Annotated in this window: 10 protein-coding genes; 3 read left to right on the top strand and 7 right to left on the bottom strand. The window is 32.4% G+C overall.

All coding sequences use genetic code 11. From position 1 onward, the window contains the following. Positions 1-455 precede the first annotated feature (455 nt). The 3 genes from MUN68_RS17630 to amaB all read right to left on the bottom strand — a co-directional run bounded on the left by MUN68_RS17630 (position 456) and on the right by amaB (position 4,727). On the bottom strand, positions 456-1,646 hold the full coding sequence (locus tag MUN68_RS17630) for a DUF1501 domain-containing protein (RefSeq protein WP_249997047.1): 1,191 nt from the start codon (positions 1,644-1,646) through the stop codon (positions 456-458). A 2-nt stretch (positions 1,647-1,648) separates the two neighbouring features. Beyond that, positions 1,649-3,022, bottom strand: coding sequence for a DUF1800 domain-containing protein (locus tag MUN68_RS17625; RefSeq protein WP_249997046.1), 1,374 nt, complete (start codon positions 3,020-3,022; stop codon positions 1,649-1,651). Between the two features lie 151 nt (positions 3,023-3,173). Continuing rightward, complete coding sequence (gene amaB, locus MUN68_RS17620; protein WP_249997045.1) at positions 3,174-4,727, bottom strand: L-piperidine-6-carboxylate dehydrogenase; 1,554 nt, start codon at positions 4,725-4,727, stop codon at positions 3,174-3,176. 288 nt (positions 4,728-5,015) lie between these two features. Between amaB and MUN68_RS17615 the strand changes: the two genes are divergently transcribed. Both MUN68_RS17615 and MUN68_RS17610 read left to right on the top strand, forming a co-directional pair. Beyond that, on the top strand, positions 5,016-10,598 hold the full coding sequence (locus MUN68_RS17615; RefSeq protein ID WP_249997044.1) for an alpha-2-macroglobulin family protein: 5,583 nt from the start codon (positions 5,016-5,018) through the stop codon (positions 10,596-10,598). Positions 10,599-10,670: 72 nt separating this feature from the next. Then, on the top strand, positions 10,671-10,982 hold the full coding sequence (locus MUN68_RS17610) for an antibiotic biosynthesis monooxygenase family protein (RefSeq protein ID WP_249997043.1): 312 nt from the start codon (positions 10,671-10,673) through the stop codon (positions 10,980-10,982). A gap of 1 nt (position 10,983) precedes the next feature. Here the strand turns inward: MUN68_RS17610 and MUN68_RS17605 are convergent, their stop codons facing one another. Continuing rightward, positions 10,984-12,867 (bottom strand): T9SS type B sorting domain-containing protein, encoded by a 1,884-nt coding sequence (locus MUN68_RS17605; RefSeq protein WP_249997042.1) that lies wholly within the window; start codon positions 12,865-12,867, stop codon positions 10,984-10,986. Between the two features lie 89 nt (positions 12,868-12,956). On the opposite strand from MUN68_RS17605, the gene pbpC reads away from it, so the two are divergent. Further along, positions 12,957-15,308 (top strand): penicillin-binding protein 1C, encoded by a 2,352-nt coding sequence (gene pbpC, locus MUN68_RS17600; RefSeq protein ID WP_249997040.1) that lies wholly within the window; start codon positions 12,957-12,959, stop codon positions 15,306-15,308. Between the two features lie 7 nt (positions 15,309-15,315). Here pbpC and MUN68_RS17595 read toward each other — a convergent pair whose 3' ends face one another. From MUN68_RS17595 to MUN68_RS17585, 3 genes are read right to left on the bottom strand one after another with little or no spacing between them, the layout of a single operon-like run. Next, entirely contained in the window at positions 15,316-15,759 is a 444-nt protein-coding gene (locus tag MUN68_RS17595; protein WP_249997039.1) for a T9SS type A sorting domain-containing protein, read from the bottom strand. Between the two features lie 14 nt (positions 15,760-15,773). After that, positions 15,774-20,399, bottom strand: a complete 4,626-nt coding sequence (locus MUN68_RS17590; RefSeq protein ID WP_249997038.1) for an RHS repeat-associated core domain-containing protein — start codon at positions 20,397-20,399, stop codon at positions 15,774-15,776. Positions 20,400-20,403: 4 nt separating this feature from the next. Further along, positions 20,404-21,411 carry a hypothetical protein gene (locus MUN68_RS17585; RefSeq protein WP_249997037.1) on the bottom strand — a complete coding sequence of 336 codons (1,008 nt, stop codon included), beginning with the start codon at positions 21,409-21,411 and terminating at the stop codon, positions 20,404-20,406. Positions 21,412-21,428: the final 17 nt, after the last annotated feature.

Raw genomic sequence — 21,428 nt, 5'->3', positions numbered from 1 at the left:
AAGTACTGTTAATCGATGAAATTTAACACGATTTGCAATTCAACCTTTTTTTTATGCTTATTGTAGTATTTATTATAAATGAACTCTACTTTTTATGATATTTGTCTTGCTATTAATCAATTACAAAACAACCTTATTTCAATGTCGACTTGTCGAATAAGAAATAAGGTTTTTGTTTTTTATACACTTTCCTTTCTTCTAAAATTCAATACATCCATTTTTTATGGTTTAGATAAAAAGAGTAAATACATTCAAAATAAAGAAAGGTTAAGTACTGTTAATCGATGAAATTTAACTCGATTTGTAATTCAACCTTTTTTTATGCTTATTGTAGTATTTATTATAGATGAACTCTACTTTTTATGATATTTGTCTTGCTATTAATCAATTACAAAACAACCTTATTTCAATGTCGACTTGTCGAATAAGAAATAAGGTTTTTGTTTTTTAAAACATTAAATAAAATCTAGCTTAGAAAAGCTTTTGTTTAAAATCGATTTATCATCAATTGAAAGCCAACTACTTAATATTGTTGCGTAAATAGACCTAAAGTCTACGGTATATTTTAAATCACCATTATCATCTAAATTTGATAAGCTTGACAAATCGTTAAAGAAGCCTGGTGTTTTTAATTGATTTCCAATTATAAATACATTATTTGCTGCACCATGATCTGTTCCATTTGCAGCATTTTGTTTTACACGTCTTCCAAATTCAGAAAAGGTTAAAATAAGTGTATCATTAAAAGTCCCTTGTTGTTTTAAATCTGAAACAAAGGCATTAATGCCTTCCGCATAAATTTTAAGTAATCGAGATTGCTGGTTTAATTGTCCTGCATGCGTATCAAAACCTCCTAATGAAGAATAAAACACTTTAGTTTCAATTCCAGAATTAATGAGTTTTGAAGTGGTTTTTAACTGATTTGCAAACGCATTATTTGGATACTCTTGTTTGTTTCTTGCTGTTTTATGTTTTTCAAATATATATTTTGCAGAAGATTCTGCAGCAATCATCGTTTTATATAAATATCCTAAATTATGTTCGCTCAAATGCTCATCTTGATAATGTTTTAACACATTTTTAAAATAAGGATCTTGGGAAGTTCTAAATAATACTCGTGGATTTTTTGTTGCAATACCATTAATGTTTTGGCCTTTTAAAGCCAATGACAAACTATCATCTATCTCAATCGCATTATAAGATTTATTTCCATAATTATCTAAATATCGACCAATCCAACCTGTTTGTAGATATTGATTAGAACTACTTGCAGTTTGCCAAATATCCGTAGACCTAAAATGAGAACGGTTAGGATTTGGATACCCAACATTATTAATAATAGTTAAATAACCTTGATCGTATAATTCTTTTAAAGGCAATAAATTTGAATGAAAACCTAGCTCATCTGTAGCTTTAATTAAGTCGCTTTTTTGTATACCAATTGTTGGTCTATTGCGATAATACACATCATTATTAAACGGAATAATAGTATTTAAACCATCATTTCCACCAGCAAGTTGAATGATCACCAAACGCTTATATCCCAAGCCAGTCGCTGACATGTTTTCAAATGCCTTTACAAAATTTGGCACAAAAAACAAACTGCTCGCTAACGTGGACTGTTTTAAAAAATGTCTTCTATCCATAATTAACACATTTGATATTCTGGTAAAGACATGAGCTGCACACAAAAATTTCGTTTTGAGTTTTGGCTTAATGTTTTTACATAAGTTGCTGTTCCTTCACTTAACTCAGGAATAACAAGTTGCTGCTTTAAATCATCAAAAGAAAAACTACTGCATGCTGTTTCAAAAGTTTCCCAATCTATAGCTGTGGTAACAAATTTATTCTTCTTCTTTTTTGAGTAATAGGTTTCAAAACTATCTTCAAAATCTCCTTTTTCTTTAATTGAAATTTTAGCATTTGCCAATATGATTGAAGGCAACTTCAAACGAAGCATGATGGTATTACTATCAATCCAACTTTTTCCTCCTTTCCAACCTGCCACATTTGGAGGGTTTAATAATATTTGCCCTAATAACTTCTGAATTTTAATTACATCTTGAGGTTTTTCAAACTCCACAGGAACGGTTCTAATCATACCAACTAAAAAATCTATTGGTGATTTTATTTTTGAACCTATATTCTTTTCAGAATAAAACCAATCAGACATAAACAAATGCCGCATTAGGCTTTTAATATTATAGTCTTTATAAAAAACAGTTGCTAATTCTTCAACTCTATTTTCATTAATAATATCATTAACAAAATAGCTATAGATTTTTCGACAAATAAAACGAGCACATTGTTTTTGCTCTAATATCATATCAATGATATCATCACCATCATAACGTCCTGTATGACCAAAAAACGTTTTAAAATCATAGTCATGCTGAAATTTTCGCAACACGAATTCTCCTTCAAAATTATGACTATAACCTGTAAATGCTTTGGCACTTTCTTTAATATCTTCTTCAGTATAATGACCTTCACCAAGAGTAAATAACTCCATTAATTCTCGTGCAAAATTCTCATTAGGTTTTCGCTTACGGTTTTGCTTATTATTCAGATATTTAAGCATTGTAGCTTCTTTTGAAATGGCTTTAACAAAATCTCCAAAATTTCCTAATGCATGATTTCTTAATGTATTATTATATTGTTGTACATAAAAAATATTATTGCCTCTACATACAAAATGATTAGCCCAAAATAAGGTCATTTTTTCTCTTAGAAGTGCTTCTGTTGTGACCATACGATTTACCCAGAACGTGTTTAAGACTTTTAATTTCTGATTGCTTATTTTAACAAACTCACGTCGTTTACTTTTATCTTTATAAACTGATTTTACAGTAAATCGTTCTATTTCTGTAGTGTCAATTTCTAGAGGAGTTGAACTAGAAGAATTTTGAAACAACGCATCTACAACTTGATGTTTATCCATTGCAGATAAATTTTTAAGCTGATTTGGTGTTGCACCAAAACCTGCTCTCCAATATAAATGTTGAATATCTTGTTGTTTCATATGTATACGACTCAAATACTTCTGCTAAGTTTAATTTAATATGTCAAAAATGATTCCAAAATTGATTGCATAAAAAAACCGTCTCATTAATTGAAACGGTTTTTTTGTATATAATATTTTGATGAGATTCCATGTCAAGCACGGAATGACATTACAAATCAAACTTTATTCCTTGCGCTAAAGGCAACTCATCAGAATAATTTACAGTATTTGTTTGTCTTCTCATGTAAACTTTCCAAGCGTCTGAACCAGATTCACGTCCACCTCCAGTTTCTTTCTCGCCACCAAAAGCTCCGCCAATTTCAGCACCAGAAGTTCCGATGTTTACATTAGCAATACCACAATCTGAACCAGCATAAGACAAGAATTTCTCAGCTTCTTTCATTTCGTTGGTCATGATTGCTGAAGATAGTCCTTGAGCAACACCATTTTGTTTTGCAATCGCATTTTCAACCTCTCCAGAATATTTCATTAGATATAAAATTGGAGCAAATGTTTCATGTTGTACAATTTCAAAATGATTTTCAGCTTCAATAATTGCTGGCTTTACGTAGCATCCAGATTCATAGCCTTCGCCTTCTAAAACACCACCTTCAACTAGTACATTTCCACCTTCGGCTTTAGCTTTTTCAATAGCAGCTAAATACGTGTTTACAGAATCATGATCAATTAATGGTCCAATATGATTCTTTTCATCTAAAGGGTTTCCAATAGTTAATTGACCATAAGCTCCAACAATGGCATCTCTTACTTTATCGTAAACAGATTCGTGAATAATCAATCGTCTTGTAGAAGTACAACGTTGTCCACAAGTTCCTACAGCTCCAAAAACAGCACCAGGAACTACGACTTTTAAATCAGCAGTTGGTGTAATAATAATGGCATTGTTTCCACCTAATTCTAATAACGATTTTCCGAAACGTTCAGCAACAGTTGCACCAACAATTCTTCCCATTCTTGTAGATCCTGTAGCAGAAACTAGAGGAATTCTAGTATCTGTAGTCATCATTTCACCTACTTTGTAATCACCATTGATGATACAAGAAATCCCTTCTGGCAAGTTGTTTTCTTTTAAGATTTCAGCAATAATATTCTGGCAAGCGATTGAGCATAAAGGTGCTTTTTCAGAACCTTTCCACACACAAACATCACCACAAATCCAAGCTAAAGCCGTATTCCAAGCCCAAACAGCAACAGGAAAGTTAAATGCAGAGATAATACCAACAACACCAATTGGGTGCCATTGTTCTCTCATCACGTGTCCTGGACGCTCAGACGGAATTGTTTGTCCGTTTAATTGTCTTGATAATCCAACTGCAAAATCACAGATATCAATCATTTCTTGAACTTCACCATAACCTTCTTGTAAAGATTTACCCATTTCGTAAGACACTAATTTACCTAGAGGCTCTTTTAAATCTCTTAATTTGTTTCCAAATTGACGAACGATTTCACCACGTTGAGGCGCTGGCTTATCTCTCCAAGATAAAAATGCTTTTGTAGCAGCATCCATTACTTTGTCGTAATCTGCTCTTGTTGTTGTTTTTACTTTTCCTATTAATTGTCCGTCAACAGGAGAATACGATTCAATAATGTCTCCACTAGAAAAATTATTTGAACCTGTAGAGGTTCCTTCATTTATGTCTTGAACACCTAATTGTTTTAAGGCTTCTTTTATTCCGAAATCGGTAGCAATTGCTTCCATATATGCTTGTTTTTTAAGAATTATTAAATTTTGACGCGAAGTTACTAATAAAATGTCAGTTTTACTTGATGTAATTTATTGATTAATGTAACTTTAAAGCACTTATAAATTCTTACTGATGATGAGGAAGAAACGAATACTACTTAATTCTTAACGAATTCTATTTTATCAATAACACATAACAAAAAGGATAGATTTACATAGATAGAATACTTTAATTTTAGGGTATTCAGCTATCAAAAAGATGGTTTGAATTTTAAGGGCAAACCATTAAATATTACTTAAACCATGAAACTAAAGCAATTTTCAACATTTGTATTATGTCTAGCACTTGTGTTTTCTTGCAAGAAAAAAGACAGCATTACTCAAGAGACAGATAACCTATTCAAATTTAGAGATTATATAAGTTATACTACTTCTGGATTGCAATCTGTTACAGAACCTATTACCATTAACCTATCTAAAGATGTTGAAGATTGGGAAGTTGGACAAGAAATCACTGATGATCTTATTAAGATTTCTCCTCATATTGAAGGTTCACTTAAAACTTCAAACAAGCATACTTTGGTATTTACTCCTGACGAACATTTAGAACCTGCTACTGAGTATACAGTTATGGTGAAACTTGATAAGATTTATCAAAATATGTCAAAAAATTACAAAGATTATGTGTTTCAATTTAAAACAATCACACCTAGTTTTAGTCTGAACACTAAAGATTTACAATCGTATTCTAAAAAATGGCAATACTTAGAAGCCGTTATAAAATCGGCAGATATGATTTCAATTGATGATGCCAAAACATTGGTTGAAGCATCACAAAATGGAAAGTCTTTAAACATTCATTTCAATGAGTTGGTTGAAAACTCAACGTATTTTGAATTCAGAATTGATAGTATTAATCGTTTCGTTGAAGATTCTGAAATATTGGTAAAATGGAATGGTAAATCCATAAAAGCCAAAAATAAAGGTGAGAACAAGTTGGCCATTCCTGGTATTAATAACTTTACTATTATTAATGTTGAATCTGTTAAAAGTCCTGAACAATATCTTTCAATAAACTTTTCAGATCCATTACAAAAGCAACAAAATTTTGATGGCTTAGTAACGATTCAGAATTCAAAAAATCCAAAATTTAGTGTCGATGGAAATGTCCTAAAAGTCTATCCTGAAGGCAAATTAATTGGTGATATTCAAGTCGATATTTTTCAAGGCATTTCTAATACAGATGGTTATAAACTTAAAAGCGCATTTTCTGAGGTTATTTCTTTTGAAGAACTTAAACCAATGGTTCGCTTGATTAGTAATGGAACTATTCTACCAAATTCGAACGATCTTAAATTCAATTTTGAAGCCGTAAATCTGAGTGCTGTAGATGTTCGAGTGATTAAAATATTTGAAGATAATATTTTGCAATTTCTTCAGGATAATCCAATGAATAGCAACAATCAAAACGAAATCAAACGCGTTGGTCGTCGCATTGCTAAACAAACGATTCAGTTACAAACTGCGTCAGAAAATTCAGGAAAATGGAAAGCATATAGCATCGATTTATCAAAATTCTTTAAAGCTGATGCTGGAGCAATCTATCGTGTCGAGCTTAGTTATAACAAAAATTACTCCTTGTTTGATTGTGAGGCAAATCCGAATAGTGAAACAGAAGACGATGAATACGACGACTACTATTATGAAGAGGATTACTATTATGACGATTATGCAGATACTAATACTGAAGATGATGATTTAAAAGAAGAAGAATATTGGGACAATCGGACTTACAGATACCGAAACTACACTTACAATTGGAGGCAACGTGACAATCCGTGTCATGATGCGTATTATGATGGTGGAAAAATTGTATCTCAAAATCTAATAGCATCCAACTTAGGCGTGATTGCAAAACAAGGTGCAGATAATACCTATTATTTTGCTGTGACTAATATTCTGAATACTAATCCTGAAACTGGAGCTACTATCAAGTTGTTCAATTTTCAACAGCAAGAAATTGCTTCGGTTTTAACAAATACTGAAGGCCTAGCAACGATTGAAGCCAATAAATATGCAAGTTTTGCTATCGTTTCAAAAGACAACAATACAAGTTATCTAAGATTGACTGATGGGAATTCTTTGTCCTTAAGTAAGTTTGATGTCTCTGGAAACAAATTACAACGCGGACTTAAAGGCTATATTTATGGTGAACGAGGCGTTTGGCGACCAGGAGATTCGTTGTTCTTAACCTTTATGCTGAATGACAAAGCAAATCAACTTCCAGAAGGTCATCCTGTAAAATTAGAAGTGACTGATCCAAACGGAAAGTTGATTTATAAGAATGTCACTTCAAATAACTTAAACAACTTTTATAAGTTTATTGTTCCAACCTCTTCGGAAGGAAAAACAGGAAATTACAACGCAAAAATATCTGTTGGAGGCGCACAATTCCATAAAGCATTAAAGATTGAAACTGTAAAACCTAACCGACTTAAAATTAAAATAGATTTTGAAGATGACATCCTTTCAGCAACAGAGCCTCTCAACGGAACGCTTGATGTAAAATGGTTACATGGCGCTCCAGCAAAAAACATCAAAGCTGAAGTGAAAGCAAAATTTAGCACATCTTATACAAGTTTTGAAAATTTTAAAGGTTACATTTTTAGAGATCCTACACGACAGTTTAATTCGGAAGAACTCAATATCTTTGAAGGCAATCTCGATGACGATGGAAAAGCAACCATCAACACAAAACTAGATATTGGCAAAAATGCGCCTGGAATGCTAAATGCTCAGTTTTTAGTGAGAGCCTTTGAAAATGGAGGTGATTTTTCTTTAGATGCCTTTACAAAAACCTATTCGCCTTATGAATCTTATGTAGGTTTACATTCGCCTGAAGGCAACTATTATGGATCTTATTTTACTGATACTAATCAAACGTTTGACTTGGCAGTTGTTGATAAAAACGGACAACCTGTAAAACGAGATAACCTCGAAATTAAAGTCTATAAAGTAGAATGGCGTTGGTGGTGGAATTCCTCTTATGACAATCTATCAAATTATGTATCTAGTAGTTACCACAGACCAATTCTTGAACAAAAGGCATCAACAGATGCTAATGGAAAAACAGCATTTACTATAAAAATTCCTGAAAATGATAGAGGTCGTTACCTCATTAGAATTTACGATCCTGTGAGTGGTCATGCTACTGGACGAACGGCTTATTTTTACAAAAACTGGTCTGGATTTACAGCAGGAAATGATAAAGAGGCAGCAAAAATGTTAGTATTTGCTTCAGATAAAGATAAATACAATGTTGGTGAAACAGCAACGATAAAATTTCCGTCAGGTCATGAAGGAAGAGCATTAGTGAGTATTGAAAATGGTTCAGATGTTCTTGAATATAAATGGATAAAAACCACCAAAGGTGAAACTAAAGTTGAGATTCCTATTACCTCTGAAATGGCTCCAAATGTGTTTTTGAACATCTCATTATTACAACCTCATGCGATAACCAGTAACGATTTACCTATTCGTTTGTATGGTGTGATTCCTATTCTAGTCGAAGATCCAAAAACGATTCTTGAACCAGAATTACGAATGGCAAGCGTCTTACGGCCAGAACAAGAATTTGAAGTCTTCGTCTCCGAAAAAAACAATAAATCTATGACTTATACAATCGCAATGGTTGAAGAAGGATTATTAGACTTAACACGATTTAAAACACCAAATGCATGGCAGGAATTCTATTCTCGTGAAGCTCTAGGTGTCAAAACTTGGGATATTTTTGATGATGTTATTGGTGCATATTCAGGAAGTATCGATCAGGTTTATGCCATTGGTGGTGATGGAAGTGCTGCAAAAGGCAAAAACAAAAAAGCAAATCGATTTAAACCTGTAGTGACCTATTTAGGACCTTTTGAGTTGGAAGCTGGTGAAAGAAAATCACACGTAATTAAACTCCCAAATTATATTGGTGCAGTTCGTACAATGGTCGTTGCAGGAAATAACAAAATGGAAGCTTATGGAAGTACTGACAAATCTGTAGAGGTTAAAAAGCCTTTAATGGTTTTAGCAAGCTTACCACGTAAGTTAAGTCCTGGTGAAAAAGTAACACTTCCAATAACGGTTTTTGCAATGGAATCTAAAGTCAAAAACGTGAATTTGAGTTTGAAATTAAGTGATGGAATTTCAGTGGTTGGTAATGCAACACAACAGTTATCATTTCCAAAGCCTGATGAGCAAATGGCTTATTTTGAATTGGATGTGAGCAAAGCAAAAGGCATAAATACTGTTGAAGTCATTGCCACTGGAAATGGAGAAACATCGACTTATAAAGTAGAATTAGATGTTGTAAATCCGAATCCGATAACTTCAAAATTTGAAAATGCAGAACTAGAAGCAAATGCCACTAAAACATTGAATTTTTCAACCTTTGGAGTTCCTGGAAGTAATTTTGCAACCGTTGAATTTTCAACACTTCCTCCAATGGATTTCTCTAAACGTTTACAATACTTAATTCGCTATCCTCATGGTTGTGTAGAGCAAACGACTTCAGGCGTGTTTCCGCAGTTGTACTTGACAGATATCTTCGATTTAAAATATGAGAAGAAGCAAAAAATTCAATCTAATATTGAAAATGGAATCAAACGTTTAGGAAATTTCCAAAGACCAAATGGAGGTTTAAGTTATTGGATGGGAGAAAATTCAGCCAATGATTGGGGAACAAGTTACGCTGGACATTTTATGATTGAAGCCGAAAAGAAAGGCTTCGTATTGCCATTAACGTTTAAGAGCAATTGGTTGCGTTATCAAAAACAAGCTGCTCGAGATTGGAGACCAAGCTATAGACGATACAATTCAGATTTAGCGCAAGCCTACAGATTATATACCTTGGCATTAGCTGGAAGTCCAGATTTAGCTTCAATGAATCGTTTACGAGAATTTGAAGAAATTTCAAATGAAGCCAAATGGCGTTTAGCAGCAGCTTATGCTTTAGCTGGACAAAAGGAAGCAAGCGAGCAATTATCTAGAATTGCTAATATTGATTTTCGACCAATAGATAATAATTATTACACTTATGGTTCCGTAAATCGAAATAGAGCAATGGCACTTGAAACTATGATAATTACTAACAATCCAAAAGCAAGAGCGCTTTCTAAAGAAATAGCTAAAGACTTAACTAGTGATTATTGGATGAGCACGCAAACGACAGCCTACAGTCTTTTAGCGATGGCTAAATTAGTTGAAGCTAATGGTGGAAAAAACATGAAATTCGCATACACCTGTAATGGTAAAACTGAAACTATAGATACCAAGAGTTCAATTGCTCAGCGCGAACTTTCAATTGTTGATGGATCAAATACAATAACTTTAGAAAATGCAGAAAGTAACTTAGTTTATGTAAGAGTTCTAAATTCTGGGAAGTTACCACTAGGAAAAGAATTAGCCGAACAAAGAGGTTTAGGAGTCTCAGTGATGTATACAGATTTAAAAGGAAATCGTATGGATATCTCTAAACTTCAACAAGGTCAGGATATTGTGGCTAGAATAAGTGTAAGCAATAAAGACAATAGGTATTTAAATGATATTGCATTAACTCAAATTTTCCCATCAGGATGGGAAATTGTGAACACGCGTTTTACCGATTTTGGAGATACAACAACAAGTTCAGCAAGGTATACAGATATTAGAGATGATCGTGTGAATTTCTATTTCGATTTAGGGAAAAATGGAAGTAGTCAAGGTACAAAAGTCTTTACAGTGATGCTAAATGCAGCGTACTTAGGACACTATTATTTACCAGGAACACAAGCAGAAGCCATGTATGATAATGATTTCTTTGTGAGAACTAAAGGACGTTGGATTGAGGTTGAGAAGTAACATATTCCTACATAACTTGTGAGATTCTGAAACAAGTTCAGAATGACGACATTTATAAAATTCATAAAAAAAATGAAAAACAAAAACTCATACTACGCAGTAATTTTCACATCAACACAATCTGAAAACACAAAAGGCTATGATGAGATGGCAAATCAAATGGAAGCTTTAGCAAAAACTCAAGAAGGCTTTTTAGGTCTTGAAAGTGCTAGAGATTCTGTTGGAATCACAGTTAGTTATTGGGAAAGTTTAGACGCTATTAAAAACTGGAAACAACAAAGTGATCATTTGATTGCACAACAAAAAGGCAGACAAGATTGGTACAATTGGTATAAAGTTAGGATTTGTAAAATGGAACGAGAGTATGAATTCTTTAAAAGCTAACTTATCGTTTTAAAGTGAAGTGTCCTCTAAATTCTTGTCCATCAATAGTAATTACATACCAATAATCTGAAGTTGGTAAAGCTTGGTTAAGATACATTCCGTCCCAAGATACTTCTCTGTTTTCTGCAGAATACAAGAGTTTTCCATAGCGATCAAAAACATGTACTTTCCATGATAAAAAACAGTCGATTCCTATTAAATCAAAGGTGTCGTTAAAATCATCTCCATTAGGTGTAAAATATTTCGGAATAAAAAAATGAAGGAATTCAATTGTAACAACCTCATCACACTCAATGTGTTTCACATAAATCGTGTATTTACCACCTGAAATATCATAGAATACATTATGTGATTGATAATTTATTCCATTTAAAGAATACACAAAATCATCAACATTTGTGGTCGTAACAACAATCTCATTTCCATCAGATTGAACATTTAAAATTATAGGTAGATCTAACTGTTCTACAACTATTGTTTTTTCAGTTGTTGAGCAACCATCAGTAGAAACAACTGTAAAAATTCCTGGAGCATTAACTGTAATAAATTCTGTGATTTCTCCCGAATCCCAAAGATGTGTTGCGTTTATTAAGTTTGTATCTGCATACAATATAACCTCTTCATTTTGACAAAAACGTACAAATTCCTCAACATAATCAATAGGCTGCTCACCAACGATTTCCCAAATACAATCCGTTTCATTAAACAACGTACTCTCCCAACATTCTAAATCTGTTGGTTCTATTGGTTGTGTGCCAGTAATATCCCAATCACATGTGATATTATTAAAAGTTGTAGCTTGCCAACACTCAATATCAGGTTGTACAGGTTGTGTTCCAGAAATATCCCAACTACAAGTCTCATTATTAATGGTAGCCATTTGCCAACACTCTAAAGTAGGTGGATTGGGAAGTTGCGTAATAGATACTTCAAATATTGTCGAAAAAGTTATGCAATCATTATTACTCAAGTTTGTTGCAAACTCTGCCACTTTGGCTCTGTAATACGTTGTTGTTGTAACTCCTGAAACAGTTAAGTTATCATTTGTAGCTCCAACAATATCTATCCAATTAATTTCATCAGAACTTTCTTGCCATTGGTAAAAATGATCACTAAAAACAGAATTATCTGGAGTTGCTGTTAAGATTGTTGCATATGGTATTTCTGTACTGCAAAAAGACACAAACGTATTACTAGAAGGATCTGTAGTTGAAATAAAATCGCCACAACTTTTAAAAATAATATCATCGATGGCTAAATCATTTCCGCAGCCACCAGAACCATTATTAATCATTTTCAAAATGACTGATGTCTGACTTGGAATCGTTTGAAAAACTAAAGCATATTGTTGCCAATTAGGAGAATTAGTACTTACTATATTTCCTGTATTTCCAGAAGCTAATAAATTTGTATCTGTGTTATCCCAAATTTCAAATCTAACATTTACTGGTATGACTCCAGCTCCACAACCTCCATTAAGTGGTGTTAAGTTAACAATCCATGATGAAAATTCATATGACGTATTTTCACACAAACCATTAATGGTTGTTCTATAAAACTCACCTGCTGAAAAACTAGAGTTTACAACAAGCATCCTACCATCAGAATCACTAAGTGTATGGTCTGGAATATTGAACCAATCAAAGTAATTTGTATTGCTTGAAACTGTGTACAAACCATCATTTGGGTCGCCTCCATTAGCATAAGTATATGTCGTTGTTCCTGCAGGTAATGATGAATCTGAAAGACCTGTTCCAAAATCTTCAACAAAAATTGAATCTCCAGAATTTCCTTGACAAAAACTTAATTGCGCAAAGGTGCATTCTGAAGAGAAATAAACACAAAAAATTATGATTATATTAAGATATAATTTATTCTTTTTCACGTTTAAATATAGACAGAAAATTATGAGTATTATTACATCATATTAAATTTACAAACCAATTTAACAACTATAACGTTGTAGTAAAGCTAATGCGCAGATTAACCCACTTTATAAAGACTCATAAAAAGAAAAGTATCGTACTTGGAGTGCTTTTAATTTGCTATTTTTTTTGTTTACCAAACGACTTATTTAAAGATCCAACAGCCACAGTTATTATGTCTAAAAACAACGACTTATTAGGTGCACAAATTGCATCTGATGGACAATGGCGTTTTCCTCACAATGATAGTGTTCCAGAAAAGTTTAAAGTGTGTATTGTTCAGTTTGAAGATGAATACTTTTATAAGCATCCTGGTTTTAATCCAGTTTCAATTTTTAAGGCGTTAAAAGATAATATCAGTTCTGGCGAAGTGAAACGTGGCGGAAGTACATTAACACAACAAGTGATTCGACTTTCAAGAAAAGGTCAAGCGAGAACTTATCTAGAAAAACTAAAAGAAATTATTTTAGCTTCCAGATTAGAATTCCGAGATTCTAAAGAAAATATTTTAGCCTACTATAGTAGCAATGCACCTTTTGGCGGAAATGTTGTTGGATTAGATGCTGCAGCTTGGCGTTACTTTAACAGAGATGCATATCAATTATCTTGGGCAGAAAGTGCTACTTTAGCTGTACTACCAAATGCGCCAAGTTTAATATATCCTGGAAAAAATCAAGAACGATTACTAGAAAAACGGAATCACTTACTTAAAAAACTTTTAGAAAACACGATAATAGATAAACTAACTTACGAGCTATCAATTGCTGAAGATTTACCTAAAAAACCATATGCGTTGCCTCAAATTGCACCGCATTTACTACAAAAAGTGGCGCAAAAAAATAAAGGTGAACGCATACAAACAACTATTGATACCAAACTTCAAGAACGCGTAAATCACATTGTAAAAACCCAATATAACATTCTAAAACAAAACGAAATTCATAATGCAGCTGTGTTGGTTTTAGATGTTCATACTAGAGAAGTACTTGCTTATATAGGAAATTCACCAACAGATCGAACACATCAAAAAGATGTGGATATTATTGACAAACCTCGAAGTACTGGTAGTATTTTAAAACCCTTTTTATATGCAGCGATGCTAGATGCAGGAGACTTGTTACCAAACACTTTGGTTGCAGATATTCCTTCGCAATTTGGAAGTTATAATCCTGAAAATTTTAATAAAGAATTCGATGGCGTAGTTCCAGCTAGTCGAGCATTATCACGTTCCTTAAATGTTCCAGCAGTGAGAATGCTTCAAGATTTTGGGTTGGACAGATTTCATCACTATTTAAAACAATTAGAGCTTAAAGATTTAAAATATAATGCAAATCATTATGGATTATCGCTCATTCTTGGTGGTGCTGAAAGTAATCTTTGGGATTTATGCAAAAGTTATGCTGCACTATCGTCGACATTGAATCACTTTTCAGAAACTTCAAGTGAATATTACACTAACGAATTTGTTGAACCAACGTTTATGGCTTCAAAACGTATCGACTTCGGAAAGAAATCTACAGACAAAACTTTATTTGATGCTGCTTCCATCTATCTGACTTATGAAAGTTTAAAAAAAGTAAATCGACCTGAAGGTGATGAAAGTTGGGCGTTTTTTGATGACTCAAAACAAATCGCATGGAAAACAGGAACTAGTTTCGGGTTTCGTGATGCTTGGGCAATTGGAACCACAAAAGATTATGTTGTTGGCGTTTGGGTTGGTAATGCAGATGGTGAAGGAAGACCAGGTTTAGTTGGTGTACAAACGGCTGCTCCAATTCTATTTGATGTGTTTGATATCTTACCAAATAGCGATTGGTTTGCGAAACCTTTTGATGAAATGCAACAGGCTACTATTTGTTCTAAAAGTGGACATCGAGCGTCTTCTATTTGTGATGACACTGAAGATACTTATATTCAAATTAGCGGATTAAAAACTGAACCTTGTCCATATCACATTTTGGCTCATGTAGATGCTACTGAAACCTATCAAGTGAATTCCTCTTGTGAAGAATTAAATGCTATTAAGCATAAACCATGGTTTGTATTATCACCTTTAAAAGCCTATTACTACAAAACTAAAAACCCGTTTTATAAACCATTACCTAAACTGCGATTGGATTGTATGGGAGAAAATCAAGTGGCAATGGATTTTATATACCCAAAGACAAATAACTCCGTATTTCTTCCTAAGGATTTTGATGGAGACACTAATGATTTGATTTTAAAAATTGCACATTCAAAACCTGAATCAAGTGTATATTGGTATATAGATGAACGTTATGTTGGTACAACAAAAGACATTCATGAATTAGCAATTGTCCCAAAAGCTGGAGAACATCTAATTACAGTTGTTGATGAATTTGGTAATGAAGCGAAACGTAAGATTTCGATTTCGGAATGACAATTAATTATTCCTTTATTATCCGTTCGACAACATTTCCTTTATCTGTAACTATTTCAAAGAGATAAAGTCCTGATGAGATATTAGAAATATCTATAGTTTCAAAATTTTTGTAAATAACTCTAATTAACCTTCCATCTATACTATAGATAGAAATGTTCTTAATTGTTAAGTTTTTATTATTCGTTAAATAAACTTTAGAATCTGTTGGATTAGGATGTATAGTTAACGTATAAATTATATTGTTATCTTCTATATTTAAAGTAGCTGATGAAGTAGTAGTGCTTATTCTATTACCCATTATATCATATTGATAATTTTTAGTGCTTGTATCATTCTCTACAGTTATTAGTCTATTATAAGCATCATAAGTGTATATGTGAGTCTCTTGGGCAAACATAAGTGTCGTCCAAAAAAAACCAATTGTGAATATTATATGTTTAGTGTTCATATTTATTTATTATTCTATTGATCCAACATTTTATTTAATTTTTTTTGATATTCAATTTCGTAAGTTAATCTTGAATGAGATAATTTAAATATATCTTTAGCCATATCATTTCCAATATATTCCGAAATTTCAAAAATTTCTTCTCCATCCCATAAACCCCAAGAAAGACCAGATATACCAGTTTGAATAAGGGATTTAGGTATTGTTTGATAACCTAACCCTTCCCGATGATTTACATAGATATTAGTACCAAATGAAAAAACAGTTCCAGCAATACCTAAATTATCACTAACTCCTGAAAATTTACCTGATAATTTACTTGTTTCATCTGCTAAGTTTGTTATTAAGCCTAAAGTATTTAAAGCTCCTTCAATATTATCTTTAGAGTTTGCTGAACTAATAGTCTGGTTGGTAATTGAAATAATACCTGTAACAACATTTATAACATTTTCACCTTTAGGATCAATCCCAGTAACAGGATTATTATCTGCATAAGGATACAAATTTGTGCTCCAAATAGGATCTTCACTTAAGAAGCGTCCAATTGTTGGATCGTAAAAACGTGCACGCATAAAATATAAATCATCACTTTCGTGAGACACACCATATTTACCTACATAACGATACGCATTATAATCGGCTTCATCACTTTGTTGTAAGTTACCAAATTCATCATATTGGTATTTATGAGTAATGGTTTCACTTGCATCTGTCATTGCAATTGTACTTCCTCTAAAATCGTAATGGTAATAGTTGGTTTGGTTACTATCATCTATTCTTGAAATTAAACCTAAACCATATACATAATAGTTTTGTATGGTATTACTGCTATTAGCTTCTCCTAGAACATTACTCATTCCTAAAGAGTTTAAAACAAAACGTTTTTCCTCACCATTTACTACACTTTTTGTACGATTGCCATTAGCGTCATATTCATATTGAGCAGTTGTCGTTCCAGAAACATTTGTAAGTCTATCATAGACATCATAGGTATAAATATTACTTGTTTTATTAGTTGTATTACCATTGGTATTAAAAGTAAAACTATCGCTTCCAGCTGTTTGTATTCTATTGGCATTATTATAACTATAACCTATGGTTTCATTTGCCTCACCTGTAGAGGTATAAGGTTCCCATTTCGTTTCTGTCAGGTGATTTCCTATTGGATCTAGAGTGAAATCATACTTAATAAACTCACTTGTATCTGTTTTTTTCCAAGAGATATTAGTCATTCGTCCAGCACTATCATAACTATAATCGCAATACGTACCATTTGGATATTCAACTTTAGTGAGCAACGCATCATTTCTATAAGTATACGTTGTAACTTGATTATTCCAATCCTCAACTGTGTGTAATAAATTATCGGAATAATACGTGTAAATTACCTCCTTATTATCAGGATAAATGAGCTTAGTAACATTTGAGTTTAAATCGTATTCATAGCTAACAATATTCCCAAAATAGTCAGTTATTGAGGTAATTCTATTTAGTAAATCGTAACTATAATTTGTAGCTCCATTAGAATTACTTATTTGCGTAATATTATTATTACTGTCATAGGTGTAATTAACTGTATCACTTCCTCCGTTTACTGTAGATAATCTTCCGTCGGCATCATAAGTATAAGTAAATGTAATTCCATTAGGATTCACATAGGTTTCCATTTTACCATCAGGATAATATGTATATGCATCTTCTGCTCCTTCAAAGGCTACATTTTCTAGAAAATCATTCTCAAAATCGTATGTTAATACAGTGTTTCTGTTATTAGCATTTTTTATTTGAGTCATATTGTCATTTGGATCATAAGAGTATTGTGTGGTTTGTGTATTGAATGTTTCTTGCAATAGATTATCATTATTATCGTAACTATAATTTGAGTTAAACCCATTTGGATTAGTAAATGATAATAATCGACTTGCCGCATCAAACGTTGCACTTGTGCTTATACCTTCTGGCGCGTTGGTAGAAATAGTATTTCCATAATTGTCATAGGAATATGTTGTTGTTATATTCTCAGGGTTTTGAGATTGTGTTACTAAGCCCAAATTATTTACAGTTAAAGATGTACTTCCTCTAGGTGTAGTAATGGTTGTTAGATTACCATTTCCATCATAATTATAAGAGTAGTTTTCTCCCAACGGATCTGTATACTGCGTAATATCACTATTAGCGTTATAGGTATAAGAATGCGAAACACCTATTGGAAGGCTCATTAATGTTAAATTACCTTGCTCATCGTAATTAAGTGTCGCATTTTTATTATTAATAGTAATATCATTAGGTTTACTAACATGCATGTCATCATAACCAATTGAAACATCAATATTTGTATCCTTTTCAATTGTATTTGGATAACCAAACTTATTGTAATCTATGTTTGTTACTTGTCCATTTGGATTTGTAACTGTTGTATTAGTAAAGTCTTCAATTCCTGTTTGACCATAATTTTGATTATAAACAAAATTGGTTGGCTGATTTCCATTTGTTTGACTACTCATTAATTTTTTATTCTCATAAGTATTTGTTACAATATTACCTTTTGGTAATTGTATACTCATAAGCAAATCTTTTTCATAATCTAAACCATAAGTATAAATAGTGGATTGATTTTTAGCATCTTTAAACTCAATAAGTTTAGAATCATCATAAGTATAAAACACTTTTCTGTTTAAAGGATCTTCTATATCGTTTATTACATCTGAATTAGCATGATACGAAAACAGCAACTTTCTGCCAGCAGTTCCTACAACTTCTTTTATACGTTGAAAATTTGGTGTGTTAGGATTCTGTGACACTTCATAATTAACAGCTATTGTGTTACTATTTCTATCCTGAATACTTACTAAAACATATGGGAAGTTAGAGGCCGTTCCTGCTATTTTTTCATAGGTATATACAATTTGATTTTTGGTGGTAATTGTAAAAGTACTTGTAGTAGGTTTTTCTAATGTATTATAAACACCATTAGTTACACTCGTATAATTTCCTCCATCTAATTTATATACGTGAAAACCACTATTTGGCAAAGCAACAACAACTCTAAAATCGTCAGGATATTGAACATCACCTTCTATTTCAGTTATATATGAATTATAAGTATGTGACCATAAGTTCCCTAAAGGCTTTATAGGTGTAAATTGTGGAGGCATTTCAGACAAATAAGAATTGTATGTATGTTCAAAACTCAAAGGAATACCAACACTACTTATAGCAAAGCTAGTTTTTGTATAATGATTAAAATTACCACTATGTAAGGCATTGTAAGTACTAAAAGTTTCTGGTGTATAATTTCCTGGAGAAAAGAAAGAGTCATCTGTTATTGTTGGAATTGGTAATGCTAAGACAGTTAGCATTCTATGTAGCATTATAAAAGCTTCTCGTCTTATAGTGGTATCGTCTGGGTGAAATAAATTATCTACATTATCTTCTATAATTCCTAAATCGTAAGCCTTAATTATATAATTATAAGCTTCATGAGTAGGGTCTAAATCTGTATATGAAGTCGTTCCTGTATTATCAGTTTCATCAATATTAAAAGCTTCTAAAAACACTTTAAGTGTATGCGCTTTTGTAATACCATCAGAAGGCTTAAAGTTGAAAAAATTTCTATCAAACGGTGATTTATGGTCGTCAAACTCTAAATAAGATACATTTTTCGCAAAGCTGTAATACCAAATATCTTCTTTTTGTAAGTCGTTAAAAGGAGAAGGGAAAACATTGGCGTAAGAATTAGTATCATTTAAACCAATGCCAAGGTAAGCTAATTTAGCTAGCTCTGCTCTATTCAATATATTATCTGGTTCTGCTTCTCCATCATTATCTAAAATTCCTCGTCCACAAAGATCTGTTACTGCATCAAAAGCAATATGGGTAGATGGTGTGTCTGTATAAGCACAATTCCAATCACCAAGAACAACTGTATCTTGGCTATACAAACTCCAACGTCCATAAGCATCTTGAGCCCTAACATATAATTCGTGATTACCTTGTGTTAAGCCAGCTAATGGTATTACAAAATTTTCATTTATGGCTGTAGCAGCTGTTATAGATAAAGGTGTTGCATTACCCAAACCAGGATCTTCATTAAAAAAATACTCTAAAGCCACAATATTAGGTATTGCTTCGCTTCCGTTTATAATAAAAATATTTTTTTTAGTATATAGACTCCAGCGATTATATGCATCTCTACTTCTTACATAGAGACTATGAATACCTGCTGATAAATTATTAATAGGAATTGTAAAGTTTTGATCAACTGTAGTACTTGAGCTAATAGCTAAGTTTATTCCATTGCCAAAACCTGGATCTGTATCCCAAAAGTATTCTACTTCTACAATAAGAGGTGTCGCTTGGTTGCCACTAATAACAAATAGGTTTTTCTTAGTGTATAAGCTCCAGTTATTAAATTCGTCTTTTGCTCTAACATACATACTGTGTATGCCAGGAGATAAATTACTAATATCTAAGGAGAAATTTAACTCTACCTGATCGTCTTGGGCAAAGCTAAGTTGGTTTGCATTTCCAAAACCAGGATCTGTATCATAAAAAAACTCTATTTGTGTTATGTTTGCGTTTTGCGAAAACCCTAAACACACACAGCAAACAAGACTAATTGCTACTAGTAACTGTCTCATAAGTTTAGTTATTAGATTTCACTTTTATGGTAATAGGTATGCCACCATCGTTGGTATAACCTGTATCTGGTACATCAAACTCATAAATATTAGGAATATTAGGAATACCAGACAGACGATAACCACCACCAAACATACCGCAATCTATGCCTCCAGAACCTGCGCCTATTGCTGGTGAACCTGCTTTTAAAATGTATTTCCCATCATCTGTATAATTTGGGTCTGAGCTGTCTATAAAAACGGTGCTCATATCAATATTATACTGGTTACCATTTAGTAATCCTCCTGTAGCGCCTGCATTTAAAATATTATTTTGAACATTAGAATAATCATCTAGGTTATAGCCAAAATAGATATTAACATTTGATTGAACTATATTATTTTTAAATTCACTAAAACTAATTATTGAATTGCCACCAATTGACCCAAGAGTATTATTAATTAATGATATCATTTGGGCATTTGCTCCATTAGAAAATGATATTAACGTCCCAATATAATTTCCTTTATAAATAATATTAGAGCAATTGCCAATAATATAATTTCCATAAAAATTACCATTATTCTGTGAAGAACCATTTAAAAAACTGTTTGAAACATTGACATTATTTGAATCAATTACATATGTCCTACCAATAATATAATTCACTAATATATTAGAAACTTCAGTCATACGGACAGTTCCAGATATTCCAGATATTGATGAATTATCTGACCCTAAATTAAATTTAATATCTGTACTAACAGGTAATTGATAGGATTGCGTATTTGGATTTTGTCCTAAGAAATAACCAGCTCCTATTATTGTTAATTGTTTCGTAATAATTGCTTCTCCATAACTAGTAGGTGACCCTTGCACTAATAAAGTATCACCAGAAGCAGCTGTATCTATAGCAGTTTGTAGGTTGTCAAAATCTGAAGGCGCTCCAGGTTTATTATCTACACTGTAAGTAGTTTGGGCTAGCATTACATTTGTAAAACATAAAATAAAAAGGGTAGTTAGTTTTTTCATTGGTTTTAATTTAGTAA

The organism is Psychroserpens ponticola, assembly GCF_023556315.2.
Taxonomy (GTDB): Bacteria; Bacteroidota; Bacteroidia; order Flavobacteriales; family Flavobacteriaceae; genus Psychroserpens; species Psychroserpens ponticola.
The sequence above is the reverse complement of the archived record's forward strand: the minus strand, read 5'-3'. Positions and strand labels throughout refer to the sequence as shown.

Coding starts and splice junctions, on each gene's coding strand:
- MUN68_RS17630 (WP_249997047.1), bottom strand. CDS start 1,646: ATGGATAGAAGACATTTTTTAAAACAGTCCACGTTAGCGAGCAGTTTG.
- MUN68_RS17625 (WP_249997046.1), bottom strand. CDS start 3,022: ATGAAACAACAAGATATTCAACATTTATATTGGAGAGCAGGTTTTGGT.
- amaB (WP_249997045.1), bottom strand. CDS start 4,727: ATGGAAGCAATTGCTACCGATTTCGGAATAAAAGAAGCCTTAAAACAA.
- MUN68_RS17615 (WP_249997044.1), top strand. CDS start 5,016: ATGAAACTAAAGCAATTTTCAACATTTGTATTATGTCTAGCACTTGTG.
- MUN68_RS17610 (WP_249997043.1), top strand. CDS start 10,671: ATGAAAAACAAAAACTCATACTACGCAGTAATTTTCACATCAACACAA.
- pbpC (WP_249997040.1), top strand. CDS start 12,957: ATGCGCAGATTAACCCACTTTATAAAGACTCATAAAAAGAAAAGTATC.
- MUN68_RS17595 (WP_249997039.1), bottom strand. CDS start 15,759: ATGAACACTAAACATATAATATTCACAATTGGTTTTTTTTGGACGACA.
- MUN68_RS17590 (WP_249997038.1), bottom strand. CDS start 20,399: ATGAGACAGTTACTAGTAGCAATTAGTCTTGTTTGCTGTGTGTGTTTA.
- MUN68_RS17585 (WP_249997037.1), bottom strand. CDS start 21,411: ATGAAAAAACTAACTACCCTTTTTATTTTATGTTTTACAAATGTAATG.